The organism is Cellulomonas flavigena DSM 20109 (genome assembly GCF_000092865.1).
GTDB classification, from domain to species: Bacteria; Actinomycetota; Actinomycetes; order Actinomycetales; family Cellulomonadaceae; genus Cellulomonas; species Cellulomonas flavigena.
In genome coordinates this window covers 3431948-3458492 of the sequence record NC_014151.1, presented here as the reverse complement: position 1 = coordinate 3458492, position 26545 = coordinate 3431948, and the positions used below count along the sequence as shown (strand labels likewise).

Genomic DNA, 26545 nt, shown 5'->3' with positions numbered 1-26545 from the left:
GCCCCCGCTCGGTCCCGCGTCTTGCCCCGGCGGCGCCGCGGGCCAAGACTGCCGGGGTGGACCGCGCCCAGCTCGCCGACTTCCTGCGGACCCGCCGCGAGGCCCTCCAGCCCGAGGACGTGGGGCTGCCGCGCGGGTCGCGCCGTCGGGCGCCGGGCCTGCGCCGCGAGGAGGTCGCGCTGCTGTGCGACATCTCCAGCGACTACTGGTCGCGCCTCGAGCAGGCGCGCGGGCCGCAGCCGTCGGACCAGGTGCTCACCGCCATGGCGCGCGGCCTGCGCCTGACCCTCGCCGAGCGGGACCACCTGTTCCGGCTGGTCGGGCGCCCCGCGCCCGAGCGGACCGGGCAGGCGGACCACGTCGCGCCGGGCCTGATGCGCGTGCTCGACCGGCTGCACGACACCCCCGCCCAGGTCATGACGGACCTGGGGGAGACGCTCGCGCAGAACGCCGCCGCGGCGGCCCTGCTCGGGGACGACTCGGTGCTGACCGGCCTCGACCGGGCCGTCGTGCACCGGTGGTTCACGCACCCGGCGTCGCGGGACGTCTACCCGGCCGAGGACCACGAGACGCGCGGCCGCGTCTTCGTCTCCGACCTGCGCGCCGCGCTCGCGCGCCAGGGCGCGGGGTCGCGCGCCGCGCAGGTCGTCGAGTCCCTGCTCGCGCGCAGCGAGGAGTTCGCGCGCCTGTGGGCGGAGCACGAGGTGGGCCTGCGGCACGAGGTGGACAAGCGGCTCGTGCACCCGGAGCTCGGCGAGATGGCACTGCAGTGCCAGCGGCTCGTCGACGTCGAGCAGGCGCAGGTGCTGCTCGTGTTCACGGCGACGCCGGGCACCGCGGACGACGACAAGCTGCGGCTGCTGGCGTCGCTCGGCCCGCGGCCCGTGGTCGGCTGACGCGCGACGGACCGCACGGCCGGTGGCGCACGCCGGGGGCACGCCTCGACGGCAGATGCGACGTGCGGCGCGTCGTGGCCCCGCGCGGAGTGCGCCGGCATCCTTGCGCGGGCCCCGGTTCTGTGGTTCATTAGTCGAGTAGTGAACCACAGAACTGGCAGGGAGGGGTGACCGTGTTCGACGGACGCGACCCCGTGTACCTGCAGATCGCCGACCAGATCCGCCAGGACGTGCTTTCCGGCGCCCTGGGGGCCGAGGAGCAGGTCATGTCGACCACCCAGTACGCGACGACGTTCCGGATCAACCCGGCCACCGCCGCCAAGGCGTTCGCGCAGCTCGTCGACGAGGGCGTGCTCTACAAGCGCCGCGGCGTCGGCATGTTCGTCGCCCCGGGGGCGCGCGAGCGCCTGCTGGCCGACGCCCGCGAGTCGTTCTTCACCGACACGGTCGACCCGGTCGCCGACGCCGCGCGCGTCCTCGGCATCGACGTCGAGGACGTCGTCGCCCGCCTGCGTGCCCGCGCCGCCGGCTCCCCGTCGGACCCCGGTACCACCGCCCCCGAGGGAGGCCCCCGATGACCGCCACCACCGCCTGGGGCGTCGAGCTGCAGGGCGTCACCCAGCGTTTCGGCGACGTCGTCGCGCTCGACGACGTCACCCTGAGCATCCGCCCCGGCACCATCACGGGCCTGCTGGGCCGCAACGGCTCCGGCAAGTCGACCCTCGGCTCGCTGCTCGCGGCGTTCCGCCGCCCGACCGCCGGCCGCGTGCTCGTCGACGGCGAGGAGCCGTGGGAGAACGAGCGCGTCGTGCCGGGCGTGTGCTTCGTCCGGGAGTCCGGCGACGTGCTCGACGACTACCCGCTGCGGGACAACCTCGCGTACGTCGCCGGCGCCCGCCCGCAGTTCTCGCACGAGCTCGCGGGCGAGCTCATGGAGCTGTTCGAGCTGGACGCGAAGCGCAAGCCGTCCAAGCTGTCGCGCGGCAAGAAGTCCGCGTTCGGCATCGTCGTCGGCCTCGCGTCGCGCGCACCGCTGACGATCCTCGACGAGGTGCACCTCGGCCTCGACGCACCCAGCCGCTACGCGTTCTACGACGCGCTGCTGGCCGACTACGCCGAGCACCCGCGCACGATCGTCCTGTCGAGCCACCTCATCGGGGAGATCGAGCGGCTGCTCGAGGACGTCGTCGTGCTGGACCGCGGGCGCGTGCTCGTCGCGCAGGACGCCGAGTCCCTGCACGCCGAGGGCGTTGCGGTCACCGGTCCCGCAGCCGCCGTCGGCGAGTTCGTCGCCGGCCGCGACGTCCTGGCGACCCAGCGGCTCGGAGGCACGACCCAGGCCACCGTACGCGGCGCTCTCGCGGAGGGCGACGAGCGCCGCGCACGGGAGCTCGGTCTCGAGCTGGGCCCGGTGCCCCTGCAGGACCTGTTCGTGCACCTCACGGACCCGCAGTGCACGACGCACGGGCCGCCCGGCCCGACGGGCGAGGTGGCACGGTGAGCGCCTCCGCCGCGGCGGTCCGCCCGTCGCCCACCGCCCACACCGTCCGGCGGCTCGGTGCCGCGCTCGTGCGGCTCGGTCGCTGGTTCTGGCTGATCGTCGCCCTGGCCGTCGTCGTCGCCAACGTCGTCGGCTGGGCGACGCGCGGCAGCACCGACGTCTCGATCGCCGTGTACGCGCGCCAGGCCTCCACGTGGTTCCCGTTCTCGCTGGCGATCATGGTGGTGAGCGCCTACCTGCGCGTGCACGTCGCGTCCGGCATGACACGCCGCACGTTCGTCCGTGCCGCGCTCGTCGTCCAGGTCGCCGCCGGTGCCGTGTACGCGGTGGCGCTGACGGCGCTGGTGCTCGTCGAGCGGGCCGTGCACGACGCGCTCGGGTGGGACTCCGTGATCACCGAGGTGCTGGTGGTGGGTGCGGCCGAGCCGACCTGGGCGCTGCTGGTCGACGTCGCCGTGCCGTGCGTGGTCGCCAACCTCGCCGGGCTCGTCGTCGGCGCCGTGTACCTGCGTGGCGGGTCGTGGTGGGGCACCCTCACGCTGCCGCTGACGGTCGGCCCGCTGCTCGTCCTGCTCTACGCGCCCGGTGCCCGGCTCCGGGGCCTGCCCGGACCGTGGACGTCCGCGAGCGACGCGGAGGCGCTCGTCGCCTTCGCCGGCCTCGGTGCTGCCCTGGCCGTCGCCGCCGCGCTCGTGTTCACGGTCGTCGCCGGGCGCGCCCCCGTCCCCGCCAGGCCCTGACCGCCCACGCACCGCACGAGGAGGGAGGAACCATGACCACGACGATCGCTCACCGTCCCGGGCCCGTCGCGCACACCGCCGGCCGGATCGGCCGGGTCGTCCTCGGCTACCTGGGCTGGTACTGGCTGGTCGTCACCCCGTTCTTCGTGGCGTTCTCCCTCTGGCTGGCGCACGTCAACGGCGGGCTCGACGCCGCGGTGATCCTGTACTCCCGGCAGGGGGCGATCTGGTTCCCGTTCGCGCAGGCGATCGCCATGGTCGCGACGTACCTGCGGGTGCACGTCGCGGCGGGGATGACGCGCCGCACGTTCGCCCGTGCGGCCCTCCTCGTCGCCGGTGGCACCGGGACGGCGTACGCCGTGGTGCTCACCGTGCTCGCGGCCGTGGAGCGCGAGCTGCACCGCGCTGCCGGGTGGGGGTGGCGCGTCACCGACGCCGTCCTGGCGGACGAGTCGTCACCGGCCGGCCTGCTGCTCGCCGAGCTGGTCCTGGCCTGCGTCGTCGCGAACGTCGCCGGCCTGCTCGTCGGCATCGTGTACCAGCGGGCCGGCGGGTGGTGGGGCACCCTCGCGCTGCCGGTGACCGCCGGACCCGTGGCGCTGGTCCTCACGCTGCTGGGGAGCACGCCCGCGGGCCGCGACTCGTGGGCCGGTGCCGCACCCGCCCTGCTGGGGGGTGCGCTCGTCGTCGCCCTCACGGCCGCGGCCTTCGCGGTCGTCACGACGCGGACGCCCCTCGGCCGCAGCAGCCCGTAGCGCACCGCGATCCCACGCACGCAGATCCCACGCACGCAGATCCCACGGGGCCCGTCACCACCGGGTGCCGTGGCACCGCACACCCCCGCATCCCCGTCGAGGCCACTGGAGGCCACCATGACCACCACCCCGGTCGTCCGGGCCGAGCACCTGCGCAAGGCGTACGGCAGCACGCTCGCCGTCGCGGACGTCTCCCTGACCGTCGAGCGCGGCGAGATCTACGGGATCCTCGGACGCAACGGCGCCGGCAAGACGACGACGGTCGAGATGGTCGCCGGGCTGCGCCGCCCCGACGCCGGCACCGTCGACGTGCTCGGGCTCGACCCGACGACGCAGGCCGCGGCACTGCACGAGCAGGTCGGCCTGCAGCTGCAGGAGTCCGCGCTGCCGGACCGGCTGCGCGTGCGGGAGGCGCTCGACCTGTACGCGTCGTTCTACGCCGACCCCGCCGACCCCGCGGACCTGCTGGACCTGCTGGGCCTGGGCGCCAAGCGGGACACGGCCTTCACGGACCTGTCCGGGGGGCAGAAGCAGCGCCTGTCGGTCGCGCTCGCGCTCGTCGGGCGCCCGCAGCTCGCGATCCTCGACGAGCTCACGACGGGCCTCGACCCGCACGCGCGCCGCGAGACGTGGGCCGTGGTCGAGGCGATCCGCGACGCGGGGGTGACGATCCTGCTCGTCACGCACCTCATGGAGGAGGCCGAGCGGCTGTGCGACCGGATCGCGCTCATCGCCTCGGGCCGTGTCGCCGCCGTCGGGACGCCCGCGGAGATCGTCGCGCTCGCCCAGGGCGAGCAGGTCCTGCGGGTGCGCCCTGCGACGCCCGTCGCCGACGACGCGCTGCTCGCGGCGCTCGCGGGCGTGCCCGACGTCCGCGAGGCCGTCGTCGAGGACCGCGCGCTCGTCGTGCGCGGCGGTGGCACGGTCGTGCAGGACGTGCTCGTCGCGCTGGCCCGGCACGACGTGCGTGCGGCCGACGTGCGTCTGGAGCGCGCGTCCCTCGAGGACGCGTTCGTCTCCCTCACGGGCGCGGGTCCCGACGACCCGGCGCCGTCCCTGCAGGCCGCGACGACCGCGCCGGAGGCGTGACATGACCACCACACCCACCACCCCGACCCCCGCCGGAACCGCGCTCTCGCCGGCCCGCCCGGGCGCCCGGTCCGCGACCCGCGGCGGCGCGCTGGCCCGCATGACGGCCGTCGAGGCCCGGCTGTTCCTGCGCGACCCGTCCGTGCTGTTCTTCGGCCTGCTGTTCCCGGCGCTGCTGCTCACCGTGCTGGGGCTGGTCATGCCGTGGGCCGACGAGCCCTACGACGCGGACGACCCGGCGCTGGCCGCCGTCAGCGCGATCACGGGATACACACCGATCGTGCTGAGCCTCGCCGTGGCGACCGTCGCGCTGTCGACGTTCCCCGCGGTGGTCGCCACGTACCGGCAGCGCGGCGTGCTGCGGCGGCTGTCGACGACACCCGTCGGGCCGGCGCGCCTGATGGTGGCGCAGGTCGTCGTCAACCTCGTGACCCTGGGCGTCGCCGCACTGCTGGCCGTCGGCTGCGGCGTGGTCGTGCTCGGGATCGAGCTGCCCGTCGCGCCGCTGACCGTGCTGCTGGCCTTCGTGCTGGCCGTGCTGTCGGCGTTCGCGCTCGGCTCGCTGGTGGCGGCGCTCGCGCCGACGGCCGCGGCGGCCAACGGGTGGGGCATGACGCTGTACTTCGTCTCGCTGTTCTTCGCCGGCGTGTGGCTGCCGCTGCCGCTCATGCCGGACGCGGTGCAGACGATCGCGGTCCTCACACCACTGGGCGCCGCGACGCAGGCGATGACCGCGGGCTGGGTGGGGCAGCCGTTCCCGACGACCGAGGTGCTGGTCATGGCCGCCTGGGCGGTCGTCGGCACCCCGCTCGCGGTGCGCCTCTTCCGCTGGACCTGACGCTCGCGGCCCACGACCGTCGGCCGGGACGCCGGTCCTCGTCCCCGTCGCGGGAGCAGGACCGGTGTCCCGGTCGGAGGACCAGGTCTGGACACGCTCCCACGAGGTGGCCTACCTAAGCGATTCGCGGCCTGGACGCTACCCGTGCGCGTCAACAGAGTGAGCACCGTCCAGACCGCTGGCTGCAACGCGCGAAGCCGCGCCCCGCCGCCCGCGGTCCGTTCCTTCTCGCAGGACTGGCGGCGGTACCGAGGCCGCCGGCAGGTTCCACGGCGGCACCGAGGCCGTCGTGGTCGACGCCAGGAAAGGTACGGAAGATGTCCTCAAGCACCCGACGGCGTGCCGTCAGAGCGGCCTGGGCCGTCCTGACAGCCACGTCGCTCGTGGCCGTGGGCGGCGCACAGGCCGCCGTCGCTCTCTCGGGGCCGACCTCCCAGGTCGCCCCCGCGGCGGTGACGGTCGACGCCGAGTACGCGAAGCGGTTCCTCGAGCAGTACGACAAGATCAAGGACCCCGCCAACGGGTACTTCAGCCCTCAGGGCATCCCCTACCACGCCGTCGAGACCCTCATGGTCGAGGCCCCGGACTACGGGCACATGACGACCTCCGAGGCCTACTCCTACTGGATCTGGCTCGAGGCCCTCTACGGCCAGGCCACCGGTGAGTGGCAGCCGCTCAACGAGGCGTGGAAGAACCTCGAGACGTACATGATCCCCCAGAAGGAGGACCAGCCGACGAACTCCTTCTACCGGGCCGACGCGCCGGCGAGCTACGCCTCGGAGTACGACCACCCGAGCAAGTACCCGTCGCAGATCGGCAGCAGCGGCAGCGTCGGGCGCGACCCGATCGCCGCCGAGCTGAAGCAGGCGTACGGCACCGACGACATCTACCAGATGCACTGGCTGGGCGACGTCGACAACATCTACGGCTTCGGCGCCGCACCCGGCCCCGGCTGCGCGCTCGGCCCCGACCAGGAGGGCATGTCGCTGGTCAACACCTTCCAGCGCGGCCCGCAGGAGTCGGTGTGGGAGACCGTGCCGCACCCCACCTGCGACGACTTCTCCTTCGGTGGCCCCAACGGCTACCTCGACCTGTTCACGGGCGACGCGTCGTACGCGAAGCAGTGGAAGTACACGTCGGCGTCCGACGCCGACGCGCGCGCCATCGAGGCCGTCTACTGGGCCAACAAGTGGGCGACCGAGCAGGGCAAGGCCTCGCAGATCGCCGACACGGTCGCCAAGGCGTCCAAGCTCGGTGACTACCTGCGCTACACGCTGTTCGACAAGTACTTCAAGCAGATCGGCTGCACATCGCCGAGCTGCCCGGCCGGTACCGGCAAGGACAGCGCGCACTACCTGCTCTCCTGGTACATGGCGTGGGGCGGCGCGACCGACACCAACGCCGGCTGGGCGTGGCGCATCAGCTCGTCGCATGCGCACATGGGCTACCAGAACCCGTTCGCCGCGTGGGCGCTGGCCAACGACTCCAAGCTGACGCCCAAGGGGTCGACGGCCAAGGAGGACTGGACCAAGGCCGCGCAGCGCCAGCTCGAGCTGTACCGCTGGCTGCAGTCCGCCGACGGCCTCATCGCCGGTGGCGCGACCAACAGCTGGAACGGTGCGTACGCGCAGCCGCCGTCGGGCACGCCGACGTTCTACGGCATGGCGTACACCGAGGCGCCGGTCTACGTGGACCCGCCGTCGAACCAGTGGTTCGGCATGCAGGCGTGGGGCGTGCAGCGCGTCGCCGAGCTCTACTACGAGACCGGCAACGAGCTCGCGGGCGAGATCATGAAGAAGTGGTCCGCGTGGGTCGTCGACCACATCGAGACGGACGGCGCGAACTGGTCCGTCCCGTCCGAGCTCACGTGGTCGGGTGCGCCCGACACGTGGAACGCGTCCAACCCGGGTGCGAACTCGAACCTGCGCGTGACGCTCAAGAGCTCCGGCCAGGACGTCGGCGTCGCCGGCGACACCGCCCGCGCGCTGCTGTTCTACGCGGCCAAGTCGGGTGACACCGAGGCGCGTGACACCGCCAAGGCGCTGCTCGACGCGATCTGGGAGAACAACCAGACCGCTCTGGGCGTCTCCTCGGTGGAGAAGCGCGGCGACTACAAGCGGTTCGACGACGTCTACCAGTCGGGCGGCAACGGGATCTTCATCCCCAACGGCTGGTCGGGCGAGATGCCCAACGGTGACGCGATCAAGCCGGGCGTGTCGTTCCTCGACATCCGGTCCTTCTACAAGCAGGACCCGCAGTGGTCGAAGGTCGAGACGGCTCTCGCGAACGGCACGGACCCCGAGTTCCGGTACCACCGGTTCTGGGCCCAGACCGCCATCGCCGGCGCCCTGTCGGACTACGCCCGCCTCTTCGAGGGCGGCACGACCCCGACGCCCACGCCGACCCCGACGCCGACGGTGACGCCGACGCCGACCCCGTCGCCGACGGTCACGCCGACGCCGACCCCGACGCCGACGGTCACCCCGACGCCGACGCCGACCCCGACGGTCAGCCCGACGCCGTCGCCCACCCCGTCGCCCACCCCGTCGCCGACCCAGAACCCGGGTGGCGCCTGCACGGTGAGCTACACGGCCAACGCGTGGAACACCGGCTTCACGGCCTCGGTCCGCGTGACGAACAAGGGCGCGGCGCTGTCCGGCTGGACCCTGAAGTTCGACCTGCCGGCCGGCCAGTCCGTCCAGCAGGGCTGGAGCGCCAAGTGGGCCCAGTCGGGCCAGACCGTGACGGTGAGCAACGAGGCGTGGAACGGCAACCTGGGTGCCAACGCCACGGTGGACATCGGCTTCAACGGCAGCCACAACGGCAACGGCAACAGCGCCAAGCCGACGCAGTTCACGCTGAACGGCGCCGCCTGCTCCTGACGGCTGACCGACCCATCCCACCGTGACCCCATGCACGGCGGGTGAGGGGCCGGTCCCGGGTAGCCCCCGGGACCGGCCCCTCGTCGTTCCTGCCGGGGGTAGGGCTGGCCCTACCCCCAGGACGTGGGTGGGCACTGCTGCCGCGGCAGCGGCACGGCGCCTAGCGTCGTCCCCATGACCCCACGTCCCGACGTCGACGCCCCGCCGCGGCCCCCGCACCGCCCGGACGCGGCCCCGACCGCGCACCTCGACGAGATCGCGGTCGCGGACGACGTGCGCGCGGTCGCCCCGATGCTCACCGGCGGGCGCCCGCTCGCGCTCGCCCCGGTGTCGGGTGCGACCTGGGCGGGGGCCGGGCAGCTCGCGGTCGCGGCCGTCGTGGGCCTCGCGGCGGTGGTGGTGCTCCTCACGGGCGTGGCTCTCGGTGCCGGTCTGGCCGTCGTCGTGCTGGGTCTGCCGGTGCTCGCGCTGACGCTCGCGCTGGCCCGCTGGTACGGCGTGGGGGAGCGGGAGCGGCTGCGGGCGCAGCTCGGCGTGACCGTGCCGGCGCCCGCACCGGCCCCGGACGGGCTGCTGCGGCCACGGGCGTGGTGGGCGTGGCTGCGTGACGCGCGCTCGTGGGCGGCGCTCGCGCACGGGCTCGTGGCGTGGCTGCTCGTGTGGACGGCGGGGCCGCTGGCCGTGGGGCTCGCGGCGGGCGCGCTCGTGGTGCCGGCGGTGCCCTTCGCGGAGCGGGTGTCGGCGTCGCACATGGCCCTCCTGGTGCCGGCTGCGGTCGCGGCCCTGTGGCTCTCGGCGCTCGTGGTGCAGCTGGCGAACCTCGCGTACGTGCGGCTGGCGCGGGCCCTGCTGGGCGGGCGGTCGCGGGCCGAGGCCGAGCGCGCCGCGCGCGCCGCCGAGCAGCGCGCCGACGTCGCCGAGGGGCGGGCCGAGCACCTGCGCGAGACCCGCACCGCGGCGGTGGTCGCAGCCGACGAGGAGCGTCGGCGCATCGAACGGGACCTGCACGACGGCGCGCAGCAGCGGCTCGTCGCGCTCGGTGTGGAGCTGGGCGTGGCCCGCCGTGCCGCGGCACAGGACCCGGCCGCGGCCGCGGCCGCGCTGGAGGCCGCGCACGGCGAGGTCAAGGAGGTGCTGGCCGAGCTGCGCGACCTCGTGCGGGGCGTGCACCCCGCGGTGCTGACGGACCGCGGGCTGGACGCGGCGTTGTCCGCGCTCGCGGCGCGCTCGCCCGTGCCGGTGGACGTCGAGGTCACGGGCGTCGAGGCGGTGGGGTCGCCGGCCCAGGCCGCGGCGTACTTCGTGGTCGCGGAGGCGCTCACCAACGTCGCCAAGCACGCGGGCGCGACGCGCGCCGCGGTGCGGGCCGACGTCCGCGACGACCGCCTGCGCGTCGAGGTGTCCGACGACGGTGCGGGGGGCGCGACGGCCGCGCCGGGCGGCGGGCTCGACGGCCTGCGCCGCCGCGTCGAGGCGCTCGACGGCTCGTTCGACCTCGTCAGCCCCGCGGGCCGGGGCACCGTGCTCACCGTGGAGGTGCCGTGCGCATCGTGATCGCCGAGGACTCGGTCCTCCTGCTGGACGGCCTGTCCCGGCTGCTCACCGCCGAGGGGCACACCGTCACCGGCTACCCGACAGCCGACGCGCTCGTCGCCGCCCTGGGCGACCCCGACGCCGACCTGCCGGACGTGCTCGTCACCGACGTCCGCATGCCGCCCACGCACACCGACGAGGGCCTGCGTGCCGCCGTCCACCTGCGCGGGCTGCACCCGGGGCTTCCGGTGCTGGTGCTCTCGCAGTACGTCGAGCAGCGCTACGCCCGCGAGCTGCTCGTGGGTGACGCGGGCGGTCTGGGCTACGTCCTCAAGGACCGCGTGGCCGACGTCGACGACTTCCTCGCCGCGCTGGCACGGGTCGCCGCCGGCGGCACCGTCGTCGACCCCGAGGTCGTCGCGCAGGTGCTCGCCCGGTCCCGGCGCAGCCTGTCCGACCTGCTGACGCCCCGCGAGCGCGAGGTCATCGCGCTCATGGCGGAAGGTCGCTCGAACGCGGCGATCGCCGACCGGCTCGTCGTCGGGCTGCCGGCCGTCGAGAAGCACGTCACCTCGATCCTCACCAAGCTCGACCTGCCGCCCGACTCCGACGACCACCGCCGCGTCCTCGCGGTCCTGCGGTGGCTGGAGGACGGCCCGACGAACGGAGCGCGACCGTGACCGCCGCCCGGCCCACCGACGTCCCGACGGCTCCCGCCACGCTCCCGGCCGCGTCGGCGCCACGCAGGCGCTCGCCCGGCGGCATCGCCCTGACGGTCCTGGGCGTCGCGCTCGCCCTCGCGGCGGTCGCGCTCGGGGTGCTCCAGGGTCTGGCGTGGCTGTTCACGCAGGAGTCGTCCGGCTCGGCGACGCTCGCGGCGACGGACGTCGTGGAGGTCGTCGCGGACGGGCAGGTGCACGTGAGCGCCGAGGCCGTGCAGGAGGTCCGCGTCGACCGCGAGGCGCAGTACGCGTGGAGCGCGCCGGCCTACGACGTGCGGTCGGACGGCGAGCGCACGGTCGTGCGCCACCGGTGCCCGGCGATCGCGGTGCGCTGCTCCGCGGACCTGAGCGTGACGGTCCCGGAGGGCACCCGGGTGGTCGTGCGGTCGGGTGACGGTGACGTCCGGGTGGCCGGGCCGTCGGACGCGGTGACGGTGCGCGCGACGGACGGGGACGTGCACGTCAGCGGCACGCGCGGGGACGTGGAGGTGCGCGGCGCCGACGGCGACGTGAGCGTCGACGACGTGCGGGGCGCGGTGCTCGCGGACGTGACCGACGGCGCGCTGCGTGTCGCGGACGTCACGGGCGGTGTGGTGGTGGGCACGGTCGACGGTCGGGTGGACGTGCTGCGGGTCGGCGGGGACGTCGAGGCGCGGACGACGAGCGGTCGGCTCGAGGTCAGCGACGTGCGGGGTGCGCTGACGGCGACCAGCACGGACGGCGACGTGCTGGTCGCGGCGGTGGCGGGCGACGTCACGGCGTCGACGGTCGACGGCGACCTCACGGTGCACGGCAACGGCGAGCCCGTGGCGCTGACCCTCGACACGGCCGGCCGGCAGCGGGTCGAGGCCCCGACGGACCCGGACGCGGACGTGCGCGTCGTGCTGCGCGCCGTGGACGGCGCGGTCGCGTACCTCGCGCCCTGACGGGCCGGCCCCGAACGGCCCGGGAGCGGCCCGGGAACGACGAAGGCCCTGACCGGCATCTGCCGGTCAGGGCCTTCGACCTGTCGGGGTGGCGGGATTTGAACCCACGACCTCTTCGTCCCGAACGAAGCGCGCTACCAAACTGCGCCACACCCCGGTGGAGCCTGGCAAGGATAGCCGACGCAGGGCCGGGAGACGAAATGCGTTTCTCCGGTGGGCGCCAGCACCGCCGACGGGTGCCCGACCGGGCGTCGCGACGTGATCCGGGTCACGCGCGAACGGGGCGTCGTGGCCCGAACGTGACGGAATGCTGTGACCGGCGCTCGCTGCGGTACTGCTACGGGTTCGAGGACATCCTCGTCGACGGCTACTTCGGCAGCCGGACCCGGGACCGGCTGAAGGCGGCGCAGCGGGAGCACGGGCTCGCCGACGACGGCCGGCTCGGCCCGAACACCCGGCCGTCACGGCGAGACGAGCGTGAGGAGCGTGGCCTCGGGGCGGCACGCGAAGCGCACCGGTGCGTACGGGGACGTCCCGAGCCCGGCGGAGACGTGCAGCCACGACGACCCCGCGCCGTCGGGCCGGTCGGGACGTGCGCCGGGCCAGCCGTGCAGGCCCTTGGCGCGGCGCAGGTCGAGGTCGCAGTTGGTCGTCAGGGCGCCCCAGCCGGGCACGGCGAGCTGCCCGCCGTGCGTGTGGCCGGCGATCGTCAGGTCGACGCCGTCGGCGTGCATCGCGTCGAGCACGCGGCGGTACGGCGCGTGCGTGACACCCAGGTGCAGGTCGACCGCGGGCGCGCGGCCGTCGGACGTGCGGGCGTCGTCCGCGCCACCGGCCGGCGGCATCACGTCACGGTCCAGGTGCGCGTCGTCCGTGCCGACGAGCGAGAGCCGGCGCCCGTCGACCTCGAGCACGTCACGGCGGTTCGACAGGTCCACCCAGCCTGCCGCGGTCAGGCGCGCCACGAGCTCGCGCCACGGTAGCGCCACCGGCGGGCGCGTCGGCGCGCGCCGCGCGTCGGGGAGCAGGTAGCGCGCCGGGTTCTTGAACCCCGGGCCCAGGTAGTCGTTCGACCCGAGGACGAAGGCACCGGGCACCGCCAGCAGCGGGTCGAGCGCGTGCAGCAGTGCGGGCATCGCGTCGAGGTGCGCCCAGTTGTCCCCGGTGTCGACGACGAGGTGCGGGTCGAGCGTGGCCAGGTCGCGCACCCAGTCGACCTTGTGCCGCTGACCGGGGGTCAGGTGCAGGTCGGAGACGTGCAGCACGCGCAGCGGGTCCTGCCCGGGCGGCAGCACCGGGACCGTCACCTCGCGCAGCGCGTACCAGCGCACCTCGACCAGCGAGGCCCATGCGAGCGCCGCGGCCCCGGCGAGCGCGAGCCCGCCGACCGCACGCAGCGCCGCACCGGCGCCGGTGGCACCGGCGCCGGTGGGGGAGGACGTCACCGGTCCCGACGCCCTTCGCCCGGGTTGGGCGGCGCCGGTGGGCCACCCGGGAACCCTCCCTGGCCGCCGCCGCCCGGGAACCCACCCTGCCCGCCACCGCCCGGCTGCTGGCCGTTCGAGATCTTCAGCGAGATGGACGAGCCGCGGGGAGCCAGCGTCGCGGACTGCTCCGCGACCGTCCCGGCCGGGTAGGAGGACGGCACCTGCTCGCCGGACACGGAGACCCGGAACCCGGCACCCTCGAGGATCTCGCGGGCCCGCTGCTCGTTCTGGCCGACCACGGACGGCACGCCCACGCGCTCGCCGTTGAGCTCACGGTCGGCGGGCTTCGCGAAGTCCTGGTTGTCGGCGCCGTTGAGCACCTGGACCATGAACCGCTTCCACGTGGGGGCGGCGATCGACGAGCCGTACGGGCCGTACCCGTAGTACTTCCCGTTGATCGTCTCGCGGTTCATGGTGCGCATGTTCTCGCTGTAGCCGACCCAGACGGCCGTCGCGCGCAGCGGCGTGTACCCGACGAACCAGTTGTACTCGTTCTTCGTCGTGGTCCCCGTCTTGCCGGCGGCCGGGAACGGCGGCTTGCCCACGTCCTTGGCCGTGCCGGTCCACACGTTGCTCAGCGCGAAGTTCATGGCCGACGCGTACCGCGGGTCGATCGCGCCGACCCGGCAGTCGGCGGTCGGGATCGGCAGCTCGTTGCCCTGGGCGTCGAGCACCTGCGTGATCGCGATCGGCTTGCAGTGGGTGCCGTTGGACGCGAACGTCGCGTACGCCGCGGCCATCTGCAGCGGCGAGGTCGAGTCGGTGCCGAGCACGACGGAGGGAAACGGGTCGAACGGCACGTTGCCCATGGGGGTGTTGGTGAGCGGGTTGATCTGGTTGGGGTTGCCGGCCTTGGTCACACCGAGGTCGGCGGCGCCCTGCATGATCGCGCAGAGGTCGAGCTGCGCCGCCATCGCGATGTACGCCGAGTTCACCGAGTTGCGCGTGGCGTCGATGACGGACTGGTTGATCGCCTTGCCGCCCTCGGAGTTGCCGAACGGGAACTTCTCGTTGCCCAGCCGCCCGACGCACGAGGCCGTGAACTCGTTGGTGTTGTACGTCAGGCGCGAGCCGTTGACGGTCTCGTTGAGCGCGTGACCCCGCTTGAGCCACTCGAGCAGCGTGAAGACCTTGAACGTCGAGCCGGGGGCGAACCCGCCCGACCCGCCGTACTGGAAGCTCGTGTTGAAGTTGACCGCGGTCTCGCCGGGGTTCTGCTCCTTGAGCGCCGAGTAGACGCGGTTCTGCGCCATCGCGGTGATCTTGCCGGTCCCGGGCTCCACCGAGACGATCGAGCTCGCGACACCCGACGGGTCGTTCACGGGGACGCCGTTCTTGACCTCGGCGTCGGCGATCGCCTGCTCACCGGGCACCAGCGTCGTCGTGATCGTCAGGCCGCCCGTGTAGAGCAGGTTGGTCCGGTCGCGCGCGGTCTCCCCGAAGGCGGGGTCGTTCGCGATGACCTTGGTGACGTAGTCGCAGAAGAAGCCGGAGCCGGGGACGGTGGTGTCGGCGGACATGCAGCCCTGGTTGAGCTTGGAGACGTTGAGGGTGGCCTCCACGGGCGTCGCGAGGCCCGTCTCCAGCTCCTCCGGCGTGATGTAGCCCTCCTGCTCCATGTCCCTGAGCACCTTGTCGCGACGCGTCTTGGAGTTCGCGTATCGCTCCGCGTCCTGCTCGGGCGTCTCGTCGGCCCGGCCGACCGGGTCCCAGACGCTGGGGGACTGCGTGATGCCCGCGATCGTCGCGGCCTCGAGGTAGTTCAGGTCCTTCGCGGACTTGCTGAAGTAGTAGCGGGCCGCCGACTCCACGCCGTACACCGACGCCCCGAAGGCGGCGATGTTGAGGTACTTCTCGAGGATCTCGTCCTTCGTCATCGTCTTCTCGAGCGTGATGGCGATCTTCGCCTCGCGCAGCTTGCGGGCGATGCCCTCGGCGCCCTTGCTGACCTTGGCCTCGGCACGCAGCCGGTCGCGCTCGGCGTCGTCCTCCGCGCGCTCCGCGGCGTCGAGGAAGACGTTCTTCACGTACTGCTGCGTGAGCGTGGACGCGCCCTGCTGGGCGCCGGCCGCGCTGGAGATCGCGGCCCGCAGCATGCCGGCCGGGTCGACGCCGGAGTGCTCGTAGAACCGGCGGTCCTCGACCGCGATGACGGCCTGCTGCATGATCGGCGCGATCTCGGACAACGGCACGACGATGCGGTTCTGGACGTAGAACGTCGCGAGCAGCGTGCCGTCGGCCGCGAGGATCTCCGACTTCTCCGGCAGCGGCCGCTGCTCGAGCTCGCTCGGCAGGTCGTCGAACGCCGTGACGGTCATGCCCGTGATGCCGTTGGCCACGGCCACGCCGGGCAGGACGAGGCCGGCGGCGAGGACACCGCCGAGCCCGGCGACGAGACTGAAGGAGAGCAGCAGGGCGAGCGCCTGGACGGCGCTGATCCGGCGTCCGCGCGCGCGTGCAGGTGTCGGCATGCCCGCCAGGGTACCGGTGGCACCTGACGCGGGGGCGGGCGAGGCCCTCTCGCGACCGGTCCTCCACGTGACCTGCACACAGGGTCACCCGGGCGTGGGCACGTGGGCGGTCCGGTTCGTCGACGCGGGACCGACGGCCCCTTCCCGGGCGCCGGCGGGCCGTGGCCGGGCCTCCGACGCGGCCGATCGGCGGAAAAGACCCGTCCGGGGTCTCGTCAGGACCCTGCACGTGCCGATACGGTCACGGCGGCGACACGCAGGGAGCGACACGCGGAGGAACACGTGGCAGGGCTGGGGGCACAGGGGTACGACGGGCACTGGACGGCGCTCGCGTCGTGCGGCCAGGGCAAGCAGGCACCCGACGCGCTGTTCGTCGAGGGCGCCGCCCAGCGTGAGGCCCGCGCCGTGTGCCACGGCTGCCCCGTCCGCCTCGACTGCCTCGCCGACGCGCTCGACAGCCGCGCCGACTTCGGTGTGTGGGGCGGCATGACCGAGCGCGAGCGCCGCGCCCTGCTGCGCCGCCGGCCCGAGGTCAGGTCCTGGCGGGCCGAGCTGCTCGGCTCCGAGCCCACGCTGGTCGCTCTCGCCGGGCTGGTGTGAGCGCTTCCACCCGCGGGGGTCGGCACTAGGGTGGGGCCCATGGCGACCCAGTGGGAGTACGCGACCGTTCCGCTCATCATCCACGCCACCAAGGCGATCCTCGACCAGTGGGGATCGGACGGCTGGGAGCTCGTGACCGTGATCCAGGGTCCCGACGCCGGCCTCGTGGCCTACCTCAAGCGTCCCAAGCCGGGCGTGTGAGCGGCGTCCCCGGCGGCCGCGTCGCCGCCCGTCTCGCCGAGCTCGGCCTGACGCTGCCGGCCACCGCCGCGCCGCTGGCGGCCTACGTCCCCGCGGTCCGCAGCGGAGCGCACGTGTGGACGTCCGGCCAGCTCCCGTTCGTCGACGGCGCGCTGCCCGTCACCGGCAAGGTGGGTGCGGACGTCGACCCGCAGACCGCGGTGGCACTGGCGCGCACCGCGGGGCTCAACGCGCTCGCGGCCGTGGCCGCGCTGCTCGCGGCAGAGGGTTCCGACGGCGACCCGGTGCGCGCCCTCGACCGCGTGCGTCGCGTCGTCAAGGTCGTGGGGTTCGTCGCGAGCGACCCGGAGTTCACCGGGCAGCCCGCGGTGGTCGACGGCGCGAGCCTGCTGCTGCACGAGGTCCTCGGCGCGGCCGGCGTCCACGCGCGCTCCGCCGTGGGTGTCGCCGTGCTGCCGCTCGACGCGCCCGTCGAGGTCGAGATCGTCGTCGAGACGGACTGACGGGCCGCGTCGGGCGGCACGTCGACCCCCTGACCGCCCGGCGAGGTCGGCCGGCGCGGGCGGCTCAGCGCGCGCGCCGCTCCAGCCGGTCGACGTCCAGCAGGACGACCGCACGCCCCTCGCGGCGCACCCAGCCGCGCGCCGCGAAGTCGGCGAGCGCCTTGTTGACGGTCTCGCGCGACGCGCCGACGAGCTGGGCGAGCTCCTCCTGCGTCAGGTCGTGCGCGACGCGGATGCCCTCGTCGACCTGCTGGCCGAAGCGCGTCGACAGGTCGAGCAGCGCCTTGGCCACGCGGCCCGGCACGTCGGAGAACACGAGGTCGGCCAGTGCCTCGTTGGTGCGGCGCAGCCGGCGAGCCAGGGCCTGCAGGAGGTGCTCGGCGACCTTCGGCTTGTCCGCGAGCCACGTGACGAGGTCGCGGTGCCCCAGCTCGAGCACGACCGCGTCCGCCACGACCGTCGCGGTCGCGGTGCGCGGGCCCGGGTCGAACAGCGACAGCTCGCCGAACATCTCACCGGGGCCGAGCACCGCCAGCAGGTTCTCGCGGCCGTCGTTCGAGCGTCGGCCGAGCTTGATCTTCCCGTCGCGCACCAGGAAGAGCCGGTCGCCCGGCTCGCCCTCGTGGAACAGCACGTCACCGCGCGCGGCATCGAGCACCTTCATCGAGTCGATGAGGGCCCGGGACGACTCCTCGTCCATGCCTGCGAACAGTGGCGCCGTCAGCACGATGTCCTCCGCCACGGCGGTTCCTTCCCCTCTGTCCCGCGTCCGCGCGGGCCTGCGTCGAGTCCGGAGGCTGCGCCGGACACCCGTGCCAGTCTGCCGCATCCCGGTCGCCGCGCGCGCCGGGACGCGACCGCGTGGTGCAGCGGATGGTGCACCCGCGGTGTCAGGTCGCGTCGCCGACCGCGGTCCGGGGCCGCAGGGCGGCCGTCGGGTCGTCCGCGAGCCGCTCCACGAGGCGCCGCGTCGCGGAGTCGAGCGCCTGCGCGACACCGGCCTCGTAGCTCGCGAGCCGCTCGTCGAGCGTGCGCAGCGTCGGGAGCAGGCCGACGTCGCGGCCCACGTCGCCGCCCGGCAGCGCCTCGTGCAGCTCGCGCACGCGCGGCACGTGCAGGCTCACGTCGAGCGGCAGCACGAAGGCGACCTCCTCGCCGAGCGCCCCCGGCGCGGCGGCGCCGGCCACGGCCAGGTCGATGCGGGCGCGCACGACCCGTCGCCACCAGCCGACCCGGTCCCGCTCGGCGCGCAGGGCGCGGCGCTCGAGCTGCAGGTCGTGCAGCGGCTCGTCGGACGACGTCACAGGGTCTGGTTCGGCGTGCGCGGGGTTCGGCTTGACCGGTCCGCTCGCTTCTGCACGATCTGTTCACCCGCCAGGAGCAACCGGCCGGACCGAACGGGCGTGTGGGAGGGGGGTCGTAGCCTCGGGGCGTGGACGAGACCCCGCTCGCGCTGACGCGCCGTGCCCGCCGCGTCGACCGGCTGCTCGCCGCGCGCTACCCCGACGCCCGCTGCGAGCTGGACTTCCGCACCCCGCTCGAGCTGCTCGTGGCGACCGTGCTGTCGGCGCAGACCACCGACGTGCGGGTCAACGCCACGACGCCCGAGCTCTTCGACCGGTGGCCGGACGCGGCCGCGCTCGCCGGGGCGGACCTGGCCGACCTCGAGGAGGTCCTGCACCCGGTCGGCTTCTACCGCGCCAAGGCGCGGTCGGTCGCCGGCATCGGCGCCGCGCTCGTCGAGCGCTTCGGCGGCGAGGTGCCGCGCCGGCTCGAGGACCTCGTCACGCTGCCCGGCGTGGGGCGCAAGACGGCGAACGTCGTGCTCGGCAACGCGTTCGGGGTCCCGGGCATCACGGTCGACACCCACGTGCAGCGGCTCTCGCAGCGGCTGGGCTGGACGACGAGCACGGACCCGGTCGTCATCGAGGCCGAGCTGGGTGCGCTGCTCGAGCGGCGCGAGTGGACGATGGCGTCGCACCGCCTGATCTTCCACGGGCGCCGCACCTGCTTCGCGCGGCGCCCCGCGTGCGGCGCGTGCCCGGTCGCGGCGCTGTGCCCCTCGGCGGGGAGCGGCGAGACCGATCCCGTGCGCGCGGCCGCGATGCTCAAGGGCTGACGGCGTCGACCTCGGCCAGCCAGTCCACGAGGAGCTCGCCCACGAGACCCGGCACCTGGTCCGTCAGGTAGTGACCACCGTCGCGGAGCAGCTCGAGCCGGTACGGGCGCGCGACGTGCGTGGTGCCGGGGCGCAGCGCCGCCGTCGACGCCGGGCGCAGACCGTCGCGCAGGCCGTGGACCTGCAGCACGGGCACGGGACGTGCCGCCCGCAGCACGGCGCGGTACCGCCGCCCGTCGGGCCGGGGCGTCGAGCGCACGAGCCAGCGGACCTGCTCGAGCTGGCTGTGCGCCGCGAAGGGCACGCGGGCCGCCCGGCGGTACGTCGCGACCGCGTCGGCACCCGGCTGCCCGGGCACGCCGCCCCAGTGCGTGAGCATGCGGTCGACGAGGTCGCCGCGGACCATCTCGCGCTCGGGGAGCGACGGGAGCTGCGCGAACGCCAGGACCGTCGAGGCCGCGGGGCCCGGGGGCGTGCGCGGCACGGCGAGCGCGTCGACCGGGTGGGGGGCGCCGAGCACGCCGAGCGCGCGCACGACCTGCGGGTGGTAGGCGGCGGTCGCCCACGCCACGTCGCCGCCCGTGCCGGTGCCGACCACGACCGCCGAGCCCGCGCCGAGCGAGCGCACCACCCCCGCGACGTCCGCCGCGAGCGTCGGCACGTCGTACCCCTGCGGCGGCTTGTCGGACCCACCGGTGCCGCGCAGGTCCATCGCCGCGACGCGGTAGCCCGCGGCGGCCAGCAGCGGCAGCTGGTGGCGCCACGCCCACCACAGCTGCGGGACGCCGTGCAGCAGCAGCACGAGCGGCGCGTCCTGGTCGCCGGCGAGGGCGACGTGGAACCGGGCGCCGTTCGCGGTCACGAAGCGGTGCTGCCAGGGCCCCTCGAGGAGGAGCGTCGCGGAGTCGACGGGGGTCATCGGGTGCAACCTACCGGCTGGTACCGACCTCCGGGGTCGGTGCGCCGCGGCGGGTGTGGACCCGGCCCCGCCACGCGAGCACACCACCCCCGCCGGCGGCCGCGAGCAGCGACGCGGCGAGCACCGCGACGACCACCTGGTCGTCGTGGACCGAGCCCGAGCCGAACGCGAGCACACCGACCAGCAGGGACACCGTGAAGCCGATGCCGGCCAGCAGCCCGACCCCCACGACGTCCCACCACCCGAGCCCCGGCGCGAGGCGGGCGCGCGTGAACCGCGCGACGAGCCACGTCGCCGCGGTGATGCCCAGCGGCTTGCCGAGCACGAGCCCGAGGAGCACGCCCAGGCCGACCGGCTCGGCGAAGGTCGCCCCGATCATCGAGGCGTCGACCGTCACACCAGCCGCGAACAGCGCGAACACCGGGACGGCGAACCCCGCGGACACCGGACGCCACAGGTGCTCGTAGTGCTCCGCGAGGGAGTGGTCGTCCTCACCCGGCTCGTGGGGCTCCGGCGCGTCCCCGCGGGCCCGCCGGCCCAGGGCCGTCCCGGGTGCGGCCGGGACCGCGAAGCCCAGCAGCACGCCCGCGATCGTCGCGTGCACGCCCGACGCGTGCAGCAGGGCCCAGGCCGCGAGCGCGAGCGGGACGAGCAGCACCGGCGTGCGCACCCCGTGGCGCAGCGCGAGGGCGAACACGGCGACGCATGCGAACGAGCCGGCGAGCAGCCCCACGGCGACGCTGTCGGTGTAGCCGACCGCGATGATGACGATCGCCAGCAGGTCGTCCACGACCGCGAGCGTCAGCAGGAACGCCCGCAGCGCGACGGGCACGCCGCGTCCCACGATCGCCAGGACGCCCACCGCGAACGCGATGTCCGTCGCGGTCGGCACGGCCCAGCCCTCGGGTGCGCCACCCGGCAGCGCGGTGTTGACGGCGAGGTACACGCCCGCGGGCACGACCATGCCGCCGACCGCGGCCGCAGCAGGCAGCGCCGCGGTCGCGACGTGCCGCAGCTCCCCGACGACCATCTCCCGCTTGAGCTCGACACCCACGACGAAGAAGAAGATGGCGAGCAGGAAGTCCGACGCCCAGTGCGCGACGTCGAGGTCCAGGTGCAGCGCCGCGGGGCCGACGACCGTGCCGCTGACCGCGCCGTACGACGCGGGCGCGAGGTTGGCCCACAGCAGCGCGAGGAGCGCTCCGGCGAGCAGCAGCATGCCGCCCGTGCGCTCGTCGCGCAGGGTGTCGGCGAGGTTCCGCTCGCCCCCGGGGCTCAGCGCCGAGAAGAGGGTGCGGTGCTGCGGGCCGCCGTCGGGGGGCGTCGCGGGAGGGGTGGCGGGGGGCGTCGTCACGTGCGGACCTCTCGAGGGGTCGGTCAGGTCGTTGCCGACCAGACTTCCCGGCGCACCGGGGCACCACCCTACCGACGCGCGGACGGCCCGGCCCGCGGTGCTCAGACGTCCGCGGGCTCCGGGACGTCGGTGCGGTCGTCCGACGCGCGGCGGTCCTTGGGTGGGTCGAAGCGATAGCCGACGTTGCGCACCGTGCCGATGAGCTGCTCGTGCTCGGGCCCGAGCTTCGCGCGCAGGCGACGCACGTGGACGTCGACCGTGCGGGTGCCCCCGTAGTAGTCGTAGCCCCACACCTCCTGCAGCAGCTGCGCGCGCGTGAAGACGCGACCCGGGTGCTGCACCAGGTACTTGAGGAGCTCGAACTCCTTGTAGGTGAGGTCCAGCGGCCGGCCGCGCAGCCGCGCGGTGTACCCGCCGGCGTCGATCGTCAGCTCGCCCGAGGAGATCTCCTGCGGGGCGTCGTCGTACGACGAGGCGGCGGCGTGCTCCATCACGAGCCGGAAGCGCGTCTCGACCTCCGCCGGCGTCGCGTGCTCGAGCACGATGTCGTTGGCGCCCCACTCGGCGGTGACGACCGTCAGGCCGCCCTCGGTGAGCACGAGCACCAGCGGCACCGTCAGACCCGTGGCGCGCAGCAGGCGGCACGTCGTGCGTGCGGTGACCAGGTCGCGTCGTGCGTCGAGCACGACGATGTCCGCGTCCGGTGCGTCCACGAGGGCGGACGGTTCGACAGGAAGGACCCGGACCCGGTGGGACAGGAGCCCCAATGCGGGTAGCACCTGTGCCGAACCCCCGGACGCAGGCGTGAGCAGCAGCAGATCCGCCACCGGCGTCACCTCCTGGCTGAGAGTGGCCACACGTTACCGCGTGGTCGGGCGGGCCCGTGCCGACGCCCACGTGCGCCACCCGTCCGGGCGGCGGCCCGGGCGGGGCGGCGGGTCTGCGAGAATCGCCCGCGTGCTGCTCCACGACCGTCCGACGACCCCGCGCGACGACCGGCGCCCGACGCGACCGCACGCGCGGCGGGTCGTGCGATGAGCGTCGAGACGCGTGCGGTCCTCACGGCGGTCCTCGCGGCGGTCGTCGCCGTCGGCGGGTACCTCGGCGTGCTGCCGCTCGCCGGGGTCAGTGCCGCGCTCGTCCTGGCGCTGGCGATCGGCTGGCCGCGGCTCGCGGGGCTGCCGTTCACGCCCGGTGCCGGCGCGGTCGTCGCGCTCGGCGGGCTGGGGTCCGTCGCGGCGGTGACGTTCACGCCCGAGGAGCCGTACCTGCAGCACATGGCGCTCGTGTTCGCCGGCGCCGTGGTGCTCGCGTTCGTCAACGAGCTGCTGCGCCGTGGCGGGCGGCTGCGGCTCGTCGAGTCCGTGTCGGGCACCGTGGCCGGCACCGTGCTGGCCGTGTGCGTCACGGGATGGGTCGCCACCGCGCGGCTCGGCGGCGGCAAGGAGCTCGTGGTCGCCGGGGCGCTCGCGCTCGCGCTGGGGTCGGCGGCCGTCGCGCTGCGCGGCCGCACGTGGCTCGTCTACCTGATCACCGTGGCCGCGGCGACGGGCGGCGGGACGCTCGTCGGGGCGGTCCTGCCCGCCGTGCAGCTGCTCGCCGGTGCGGTGCTCGGCCTGGGGGTCGGGCTCCTGGTCACGGCGATGCACGCGCTGTTCGACCGGTTCCCCGCGCTGTCGCGCAACCTGCCGGCGCTCGCCGTGATCGTGCTGCCGGTCACCGTCAGCGGCGTGCTCGTGTACGTCGCCGGGCGCGTCCTGGCCGGCTGACCGCGGGCCTCGGGACGATTCCGTGCGCCCGCGTCGTTAGGATCGGTGCATGACTGCGCTCGAGGGGTTCTTCATCGGCCTGCTGGTGCTGGCCACGGGCACCATCACGTGGTTCGCCGGCTTCGTCGCGTACCGCCTGTACAAGGGCCAGCGCTGAGCCCTCGGCGCTGACCTGCGCCCCCGCGGGCGGCCGACCGCCGCCCGAGTTCCGTGTGGGACGTCGGGACCCCGAAGGGTCCGACGCCCGAGCCGAGGAGGCACCGTGCCGTTCGTGCTGCCCGAGGGCCTGGCCCCCGAGGTCTACCCGCTCGCCTGGTTGGTCGGCCGCTGGCGCGGCGAGGGCGTCGTGGGCTACCCCGGTATCGAGGAGAGCACCTTCACGCAGGAGCTCGAGGTCACCCACGACGGCGGGCCGTACCTCGCCTACCGCACGACGACCCGGCTCGTCGTCGCGCCCGACGACGTCGCCGAGATCGACCTCGAGGCGCCCGCCGGGCCCCACCCCGACGCTGCGCCGCAGGGCGCGCCCGACGTCGACGGCGACCCCGTGTGGTCCACGGAGTCCGGGTACTGGCGCGTGCCGCCGGAACGACCCGCGGACCTCCCCGACGACCAGCACCCCGTCGAGCTGCTGACCACGGACCCGGCCGGGTACGTCGCGGTCTGGGTCGGCACGGTCGGCAACGGCCGGCTCGAGCTCGCGTCCGACCTCGTCGCGCGCACCGCGACGGGCGCCGAGGTCAGCGCCGGCAAGCGGCTGTACGGCCTGGTGAACGGCGACCTCATGTGGGCGCACGACCTGGCGGCGTTCGGGCAGCCGCTGCAGTCGTACGCGTCGGCGCGCCTGAGCCGGGTGGAGTGACGTGACCGACGCCGCCGACCCCCTCGTGCCTCCCACCCCGCGGCACCGCAGCCCGCTGCTCGCGGTCCACGGCGCCGTCCCCGCCTCCGGCGCCGACGCGGGTGTCGCCTGGCACTACGGCGACCCGACGGCCGAGCAGCGCGCGCTCGCGCGCGGGGGAGCGGTCGTCGACCAGTCGCACCTCGGCGTCGTCACCGTCACCGGGCCCGACCGCCTCAGCTGGCTGCACTCGCTCACGTCGCAGGACGTCGCCGCGCTGCCGCCGCGCACGTCGACCGAGCTGCTCGTGCTCGACCCGCACGGGCACGTCGAGCACGTCGCCGGCATGGTCGACGACGGCACGACCACGTGGCTGGTCGGCGAGACCGCGCCCGCGCTGGCCGCCTGGCTCGACCGGATGCGGTTCATGCTCCGGGTGGAGGTCGCGGACGTCACCGACGCGTGGGCGGCGCTCGCCGAGCCCGTCGACGCCGAGGGTGCCGAGGGCGAGCCCGTGACGTGGCGCGACCCGTGGCCGCACACCGCGCCGGGCGGCACGCGGTACGGCGTCGAGGACGCCGCGCACCCCGGCGGCGACCGGCGCTGGCGCCTTGTGCTCGTGCCGCGCGAGCGGCTCGTGGCGGAGGTGCGCACGCGGCAGGCCGCCGGCTGGCCGCTCGTCGGCACGTGGGCCGCGGAGGCGCTGCGCGTCGAGGCGTGGCGCCCCCGTGCCTCGCACGAGGTCGACGACCGGACGATCCCGCACGAGCTCGACTGGCTGCGCACCGCCGTGCACCTGCACAAGGGCTGCTACCGCGGGCAGGAGACGGTCGCGCGCGTGCACAACCTCGGTCGGCCGCCGCGGCGGCTGGTGATGCTGCACCTCGACGGGTCGGGCCACCTGGTGCCCGCGGTCGGTGCGGCCGTCCGGCTCCCGGGCGCCGCCGCACCCACCGCCGGGGGAGCGGAGGCCGCGGGCGAGGGCCGGCAGGTCGGCCGCGTCACCACCGTCGCCCGGCACCACGAGCTCGGGCCCGTCGCGCTGGCCGTCGTCAAGCGCAACGTGCCCACGGACGCGACGCTGCTCGTCGACTGCGACGGCGGGGCCGTCGCGGCGGGCCAGGAGGTCGTCGTCGACGGCGAGGGGATCACGCCCGACCGTCCCGCCGCCCGCGGCCCGCTGGCCCGCGGGCTCGGGCACCACCCGATGCTCGGCGCCTGAGGCGTCGGCGTCCGCCGGGGGTCCCGTGAGCGCGTGGGGTGCGCTGCCGACGCGCGCGACGCTCCGCCTCCAGGTGGGGTCGCGCGTCCGCGCCGGGTGGGCGCGCGTGCGCTCGTCGTGGGCGCTGATCCTGCAGGCGTCGCTCGCCGCGGGGATCGCCTACGGGGTCGGCCAGTACGTGTTCGGGCACGAGATGCCGTTCTTCGCGCCCGTCGCGGCCTGGATCGCCCTCGGGTTCTCGCGCGACCGGTCGGTACGCCGCGTCGCCGAGCTCGCCGGCGGGGTCGCGATCGGCGTGGCAGCCGGCGACCTCGTCGTGCACCTCATCGGGTCCGGGCTGTGGCAGATGTCGCTCGTGCTGGCGGCGTCCGCGCTGCTCGGGCGGTTCCTCGACCGCGGTCCGCTGCTGACCACGCAGGCCGGGGTGCAGGCCATCGTCATCGTCGGTCTGCCGCAGATCGGCGGCGGACCGTTCGGACGGTGGATCGACGCGTTCGTCGGCGGCCTCGTGGCGCTCGCGTTCGCGCTGCTCACGCCGACGGACCCGCGGCGTCACCCCCGCACGCTCGCGCAGGCGGCCGTGCAGGAGCTCGCGACCGTGCTGCACGGGCTGGCCCGGGGTCTGCGGACGCGCTCGGTCGAGGACGTCGAGGCGGCACTGCTCACCGGGCGCGCGTCGCAGCCCGCGCTCGACGAGTGGCGGGACTCCGCGCGCGCCGCCGCGGAGCTCGTCCGGCTGGCGCCCGCCCACCGGCGCCACCGCGCGGAGCTCGAACGACTCGTCGACGAGGCCGCGATGCTCGACCGTGCCATGCGCAACGCGCGCGTCCTGGTGCGCAGGTCCGTCACGGCGGTCGACGACGCCCCCGCCGCGTCCGGGCACGTCGAGCAGGGCCTCGCCGGCGCCGTCGAGGCCACCGCGCACGCCACCGACGACCTCGCGACCGCGCTGGGCACGGGCCACGACCCGCGCGCGGCCCGGACGCGGCTGCTCGAGGTGGCCGGCGCGCTCGACCCGCACGTCCTGGCTCCCGAGGACTGGAAGTCGCAGTCGCTCGTCATGCTCCTGCGCTCGCTCGTCGTCGACCTGCTCGAGGCGTCCGGCGCCACGCCCCACGACGCGCGCGCGGCACTGCCGGAGCTGTGAGCACGCCGGTGCGCGACCCGGACGTCTCGT

Annotated in this window: 26 protein-coding genes, 1 tRNA gene and 1 pseudogene; 20 read left to right on the top strand and 8 right to left on the bottom strand. The window is 74.9% G+C overall.

Features of this window, described 5'->3' with window-relative positions; genetic code table 11:
* Positions 1–56 precede the first annotated feature (56 nt).
* The 11 genes from CFLA_RS15715 (at position 57) to CFLA_RS15665 (ending at position 11882) form a co-directional block, all read left to right on the top strand.
* Positions 57–896, top strand: a complete 840-nt coding sequence (locus tag CFLA_RS15715) for a helix-turn-helix transcriptional regulator (RefSeq protein ID WP_013118325.1) — start codon at positions 57–59, stop codon at positions 894–896.
* Between the two features lie 173 nt (positions 897–1069).
* On the top strand, positions 1070–1474 hold the full coding sequence (locus CFLA_RS15710; protein ID WP_013118324.1) for a GntR family transcriptional regulator: 405 nt from the start codon (positions 1070–1072) through the stop codon (positions 1472–1474).
* Positions 1471–2397: an ABC transporter ATP-binding protein gene (locus CFLA_RS15705; RefSeq protein WP_013118323.1), complete on the top strand. Its 927-nt coding sequence runs from the start codon at positions 1471–1473 to the stop codon at positions 2395–2397. The genes CFLA_RS15710 and CFLA_RS15705 overlap by 4 nt, the downstream gene beginning before the upstream one ends.
* On the top strand, positions 2394–3137 hold the full coding sequence (locus CFLA_RS15700; RefSeq protein WP_013118322.1) for a hypothetical protein: 744 nt from the start codon (positions 2394–2396) through the stop codon (positions 3135–3137). The genes CFLA_RS15705 and CFLA_RS15700 overlap by 4 nt, the downstream gene beginning before the upstream one ends.
* Positions 3138–3169: 32 nt before the next feature.
* Positions 3170–3892: a hypothetical protein gene (locus CFLA_RS15695; RefSeq protein WP_013118321.1), complete on the top strand. Its 723-nt coding sequence runs from the start codon at positions 3170–3172 to the stop codon at positions 3890–3892.
* A 117-nt stretch (positions 3893–4009) separates the two neighbouring features.
* The gene (locus CFLA_RS15690; protein ID WP_013118320.1) at positions 4010–4981 is read left to right on the top strand and encodes an ABC transporter ATP-binding protein; all 972 of its coding nucleotides are present in this window, start codon (positions 4010–4012) and stop codon (positions 4979–4981) included.
* 1 nt (position 4982) lies between these two features.
* Positions 4983–5819 carry an ABC transporter permease gene (locus CFLA_RS15685; protein WP_013118319.1) on the top strand — a complete coding sequence of 279 codons (837 nt, stop codon included), beginning with the start codon at positions 4983–4985 and terminating at the stop codon, positions 5817–5819.
* A 317-nt stretch (positions 5820–6136) separates the two neighbouring features.
* Complete coding sequence (locus CFLA_RS15680) at positions 6137–8701, top strand: glycoside hydrolase family 48 protein (protein ID WP_013118318.1); 2565 nt, start codon at positions 6137–6139, stop codon at positions 8699–8701.
* A gap of 174 nt (positions 8702–8875) precedes the next feature.
* Positions 8876–10255, top strand: coding sequence for a sensor histidine kinase (locus tag CFLA_RS15675; RefSeq protein ID WP_013118317.1), 1380 nt, complete (start codon positions 8876–8878; stop codon positions 10253–10255).
* Positions 10243–10914, top strand: coding sequence for a response regulator (locus tag CFLA_RS15670; protein ID WP_013118316.1), 672 nt, complete (start codon positions 10243–10245; stop codon positions 10912–10914). The genes CFLA_RS15675 and CFLA_RS15670 overlap by 13 nt, the downstream gene beginning before the upstream one ends.
* A complete protein-coding gene (locus CFLA_RS15665; RefSeq protein WP_013118315.1) occupies positions 10911–11882 on the top strand; it encodes a DUF4097 family beta strand repeat-containing protein in 972 nt (323 codons plus the stop codon). Before CFLA_RS15670 ends, CFLA_RS15665 begins: the two co-directional genes overlap by 4 nt.
* Before the next feature lie 83 nt (positions 11883–11965).
* Here CFLA_RS15665 and CFLA_RS15660 read toward each other — a convergent pair.
* Positions 11966–12039, bottom strand: a tRNA-Pro gene (locus tag CFLA_RS15660).
* A gap of 43 nt (positions 12040–12082) precedes the next feature.
* Between CFLA_RS15660 and CFLA_RS21315 the strand changes: the two are divergent.
* Positions 12083–12325, top strand: a pseudogene (locus CFLA_RS21315) (peptidoglycan-binding domain-containing protein); the annotation flags it as partial.
* An 18-nt stretch (positions 12326–12343) separates the two neighbouring features.
* Here CFLA_RS21315 and CFLA_RS15655 read toward each other — a convergent pair.
* Together CFLA_RS15655 and CFLA_RS15650 are read right to left on the bottom strand one after the other, a co-directional pair.
* On the bottom strand, positions 12344–13327 hold the full coding sequence (locus CFLA_RS15655) for a metallophosphoesterase (RefSeq protein ID WP_013118314.1): 984 nt from the start codon (positions 13325–13327) through the stop codon (positions 12344–12346).
* The gene (locus CFLA_RS15650) at positions 13324–15840 is read right to left on the bottom strand and encodes a penicillin-binding protein (RefSeq protein ID WP_013118313.1); all 2517 of its coding nucleotides are present in this window, start codon (positions 15838–15840) and stop codon (positions 13324–13326) included. The genes CFLA_RS15655 and CFLA_RS15650 overlap by 4 nt, the downstream gene beginning before the upstream one ends.
* A 282-nt stretch (positions 15841–16122) precedes the next feature.
* Here CFLA_RS15650 and CFLA_RS15645 point away from each other — a divergent pair, with 282 nt between their 5' ends.
* The 3 genes from CFLA_RS15645 to CFLA_RS15640 are packed head-to-tail and all read left to right on the top strand — an operon-like array spanning position 16123 to position 17144.
* Complete coding sequence (locus CFLA_RS15645) at positions 16123–16440, top strand: WhiB family transcriptional regulator (RefSeq protein WP_013118312.1); 318 nt, start codon at positions 16123–16125, stop codon at positions 16438–16440.
* 39 nt (positions 16441–16479) lie between these two features.
* On the top strand, positions 16480–16641 hold the full coding sequence (gene sp36, locus CFLA_RS20535) for a Sp36 family protein (protein WP_013118311.1): 162 nt from the start codon (positions 16480–16482) through the stop codon (positions 16639–16641).
* The gene (locus CFLA_RS15640; protein WP_013118310.1) at positions 16638–17144 is read left to right on the top strand and encodes a RidA family protein; all 507 of its coding nucleotides are present in this window, start codon (positions 16638–16640) and stop codon (positions 17142–17144) included. Before sp36 ends, CFLA_RS15640 begins: the two co-directional genes overlap by 4 nt.
* Before the next feature lie 64 nt (positions 17145–17208).
* On the opposite strand, the gene CFLA_RS15635 is transcribed toward CFLA_RS15640, so the two are convergent.
* Together CFLA_RS15635 and CFLA_RS15630 are read right to left on the bottom strand one after the other, a co-directional pair.
* Positions 17209–17886, bottom strand: coding sequence for a Crp/Fnr family transcriptional regulator (locus CFLA_RS15635; protein ID WP_043599151.1), 678 nt, complete (start codon positions 17884–17886; stop codon positions 17209–17211).
* Positions 17887–18034: 148 nt separating this feature from the next.
* Positions 18035–18448, bottom strand: coding sequence for a hypothetical protein (locus tag CFLA_RS15630; protein ID WP_013118308.1), 414 nt, complete (start codon positions 18446–18448; stop codon positions 18035–18037).
* A gap of 128 nt (positions 18449–18576) precedes the next feature.
* Here CFLA_RS15630 and nth point away from each other — a divergent pair, with 128 nt between their 5' ends.
* A complete protein-coding gene (nth, locus tag CFLA_RS15625; protein ID WP_013118307.1) occupies positions 18577–19263 on the top strand; it encodes an endonuclease III in 687 nt (228 codons plus the stop codon).
* Here nth and CFLA_RS15620 read toward each other — a convergent pair.
* The 3 genes from CFLA_RS15620 to CFLA_RS15610 form a co-directional block, all read right to left on the bottom strand.
* Complete coding sequence (locus CFLA_RS15620) at positions 19253–20182, bottom strand: alpha/beta fold hydrolase (protein WP_013118306.1); 930 nt, start codon at positions 20180–20182, stop codon at positions 19253–19255. The genes nth and CFLA_RS15620 overlap by 11 nt on opposite strands.
* A 10-nt stretch (positions 20183–20192) precedes the next feature.
* Positions 20193–21536: a Na+/H+ antiporter NhaA gene (gene nhaA, locus CFLA_RS15615; RefSeq protein ID WP_013118305.1), complete on the bottom strand. Its 1344-nt coding sequence runs from the start codon at positions 21534–21536 to the stop codon at positions 20193–20195.
* A gap of 101 nt (positions 21537–21637) precedes the next feature.
* The gene (locus CFLA_RS15610) at positions 21638–22363 is read right to left on the bottom strand and encodes a winged helix-turn-helix transcriptional regulator (protein ID WP_013118304.1); all 726 of its coding nucleotides are present in this window, start codon (positions 22361–22363) and stop codon (positions 21638–21640) included.
* Positions 22364–22570: 207 nt separating this feature from the next.
* On the opposite strand from CFLA_RS15610, the gene CFLA_RS15605 reads away from it, so the two are divergent.
* The 4 genes from CFLA_RS15605 to CFLA_RS15590 all read left to right on the top strand — a co-directional run bounded on the left by CFLA_RS15605 (position 22571) and on the right by CFLA_RS15590 (position 26515).
* Positions 22571–23305, top strand: a complete 735-nt coding sequence (locus CFLA_RS15605; protein ID WP_013118303.1) for a hypothetical protein — start codon at positions 22571–22573, stop codon at positions 23303–23305.
* Between the two features lie 262 nt (positions 23306–23567).
* Positions 23568–24167, top strand: coding sequence for a heme-binding beta-barrel domain-containing protein (locus CFLA_RS15600; protein WP_013118301.1), 600 nt, complete (start codon positions 23568–23570; stop codon positions 24165–24167).
* 1 nt (position 24168) lies between these two features.
* Positions 24169–25368 (top strand): CAF17-like 4Fe-4S cluster assembly/insertion protein YgfZ, encoded by a 1200-nt coding sequence (ygfZ, locus tag CFLA_RS15595; RefSeq protein WP_013118300.1) that lies wholly within the window; start codon positions 24169–24171, stop codon positions 25366–25368.
* A gap of 25 nt (positions 25369–25393) precedes the next feature.
* Positions 25394–26515 (top strand): FUSC family protein, encoded by a 1122-nt coding sequence (locus tag CFLA_RS15590; RefSeq protein ID WP_013118299.1) that lies wholly within the window; start codon positions 25394–25396, stop codon positions 26513–26515.
* The last annotated feature ends 30 nt before the right edge of the window (positions 26516–26545 follow it).